Raw genomic sequence first — 2,174 nt, 5'->3', positions numbered from 1 at the left:
ACGTCGCGATCTGCACGAACATCTCGTGCTGGCTCAACGGCGCCGAGGACATCGTGCGCCACTGCGAGCAGAAGTACGGCATCAAGCTCGGCGAGAGCAGCAAGGACGGGCGCGTCTACCTCAAGAGGGAAGAAGAGTGCCTGGCCGCCTGTTGCGGCGCGCCGATGATGGTCGTGAACGGCCACTACCACGAGAACCTGACGATCGAGAAGGTCGACCGGATCCTCGACGAACTGAAATAGGACATGTAGGAGCGGCCTCAGCCGCGCTGCCTTTACCGGCGATCCGAAATTCGAATCGCGGCTGGAGCCGCTCCTACAGGACACGAAGCGAAGCACACCATGGCATACGGTCCCGCACCGCAGGAACACCAGGTCGTCTACACCACGCTGCATTTCGAGCAGCCGTGGACGCTCGACAATTACCTGAAGGTCGACGGCTACAAGGCGTGGAAGAAGATCCTCGCCGAGAAGCCCGACCCGGCGTCGATCATCGACGAGGTGAAGAAGAGCGGCCTGCGTGGCCGTGGTGGCGCGGGCTTTCCGACCGGGCTCAAGTGGTCGTTCATGCCGAAGGGCACGATGCAGAAGTACATCCTCTGCAACTCGGACGAATCGGAACCGGGCACATGCAAGGATCGCGACATCCTGCGCTTCAATCCGCACGCGGTCGTCGAGGGCCTCGCGATCGCCTGCTACGCGACCGGATCGACCGTCGCCTACAATTACCTGCGCGGCGAATTCCACCACGAGCCGTTCGAGCACATCGAACAGGCGCTGAAGGATGCATACGCGGCCGGCCTGCTCGGCAAGAACATCCAGGGCAGCGGCATCGACGTCGACATCTTCAACGCGCTCGGCGCGGGCGCGTACATCTGCGGCGAAGAGACCGCGCTTATGGAATCGCTCGAGGGCAAGAAGGGCCAGCCGCGCTTCAAGCCGCCATTCCCGGCCAATTTCGGCCTGTACGGCCGGCCGACGACGATCAACAACACCGAAACCTATGCGTCGGTGCCGGCGATCCTCAACAAGGGCGCCGACTGGTTCCTCAACCTCGGCAAGCCGAACAACGGCGGCCCGAAGATCTTCTCGGTGTCCGGCCACGTCGCGAGGCCGGGCAACTACGAGATCCGCCTCGGCACGCCGTTCAAGGACCTGCTCGAGATGGCCGGCGGCGTGCGCAACGGCCGCAAGCTCAAGGCGGTCATCCCGGGCGGTTCGTCGATGCCGGTGCTGCCGGGCGAGACGATGATGGAGTTGACGATGGATTACGACGCGATCCAGAAGGCCGGTTCCGGCCTCGGTTCCGGCGCGGTCATCGTCATGGACGACACGACCTGCATGGTGCGTGCGTGCCAGCGTATCGCGCGCTTCTACTACGCCGAGTCGTGCGGACAGTGCACGCCGTGCCGCGAAGGCACCGGCTGGATGTACCGCATGCTCACGCGCATCGTCGAAGGCAAGGCCGAACTCGGCGACCTCGACGTGCTCAAGGCCGCCGCCGGCCAGATCGAAGGCCACACGATCTGCGCGTTCGGCGAGGCTGCGGCCTGGCCGGTGCAGGGCATGCTGCGCCACTACTGGAACGAATTCGAGTACTTCATCCGCAACGGCCGCTCGATCATCGAGGCGCCGGTCGAGGCCGCGGCATGAATCACGGAACGCATCTCAGCACGGAACACATGGAGCGCACGCAGGTGAGCCATCGCTTCCTGCGCGCGACCGGCGTGCTCCGCGTTTCAAGCTTCGAGGCTTCAGCATGAGCGCTCAACCCGCCGCACCCGGCGTGCCGCCGGACCACGTCACGATCGAGATCGACGGCCGGTCGATGGTCGTGCCGAAGAATTCCATGATCATCGCCGCGGCCGACAAGGCCGGCATCGCGATTCCGCGCTTCTGCTATCACGAGAAGCTGCCGATTGCCGCGAACTGCCGCATGTGCATGGTCGAAGTGGAGATGGGCGGCAAGCCGATGCCGAAACCCCAGCCCGCGTGCGCGACGCCGGTCGCCGACGGCATGAAGATCCAGACGCAGTCGCAGCGCGCGCTCTCCGCGCAACGCAACGTGATGGAGTTCCTGCTCATCAACCATCCGCTCGACTGCCCGATCTGCGACCAGGGCGGCGAGTGCGAATTGCAGGACCTGTCGGTCGGCTACGGCCGCTCGGTGTCGCG

Annotated in this window: 3 protein-coding genes; all 3 read left to right on the top strand. The window is 64.8% G+C overall.

Going from position 1 to position 2,174, the window contains the following annotated elements:
• Positions 1–242: NAD(P)H-dependent oxidoreductase subunit E (locus ACTHK2_RS11510; RefSeq protein WP_440245854.1), on the top strand; the 242-nt coding region annotated here is incomplete at its 5' end.
• Between the two features lie 99 nt (positions 243–341).
• A complete protein-coding gene (gene nuoF, locus ACTHK2_RS11505; RefSeq protein WP_440245853.1) occupies positions 342–1,652 on the top strand; it encodes an NADH-quinone oxidoreductase subunit NuoF in 1,311 nt (436 codons plus the stop codon).
• Positions 1,653–1,758: 106 nt separating this feature from the next.
• Positions 1,759–2,174: 2Fe-2S iron-sulfur cluster-binding protein (locus ACTHK2_RS11500; RefSeq protein WP_440245852.1), on the top strand; the 416-nt coding region annotated here is incomplete at its 3' end.

Source organism: Dokdonella sp., from assembly GCF_051958935.1.
Taxonomy (GTDB): Bacteria; Pseudomonadota; Gammaproteobacteria; order Xanthomonadales; family Rhodanobacteraceae; genus Dokdonella_A.
The sequence above is the reverse complement of the archived record's forward strand: the minus strand, read 5'-3'. Positions and strand labels throughout refer to the sequence as shown.

Coding starts and splice junctions, on each gene's coding strand:
- nuoF (WP_440245853.1), top strand. CDS start 342: ATGGCATACGGTCCCGCACCGCAGGAACACCAGGTCGTCTACACCACG.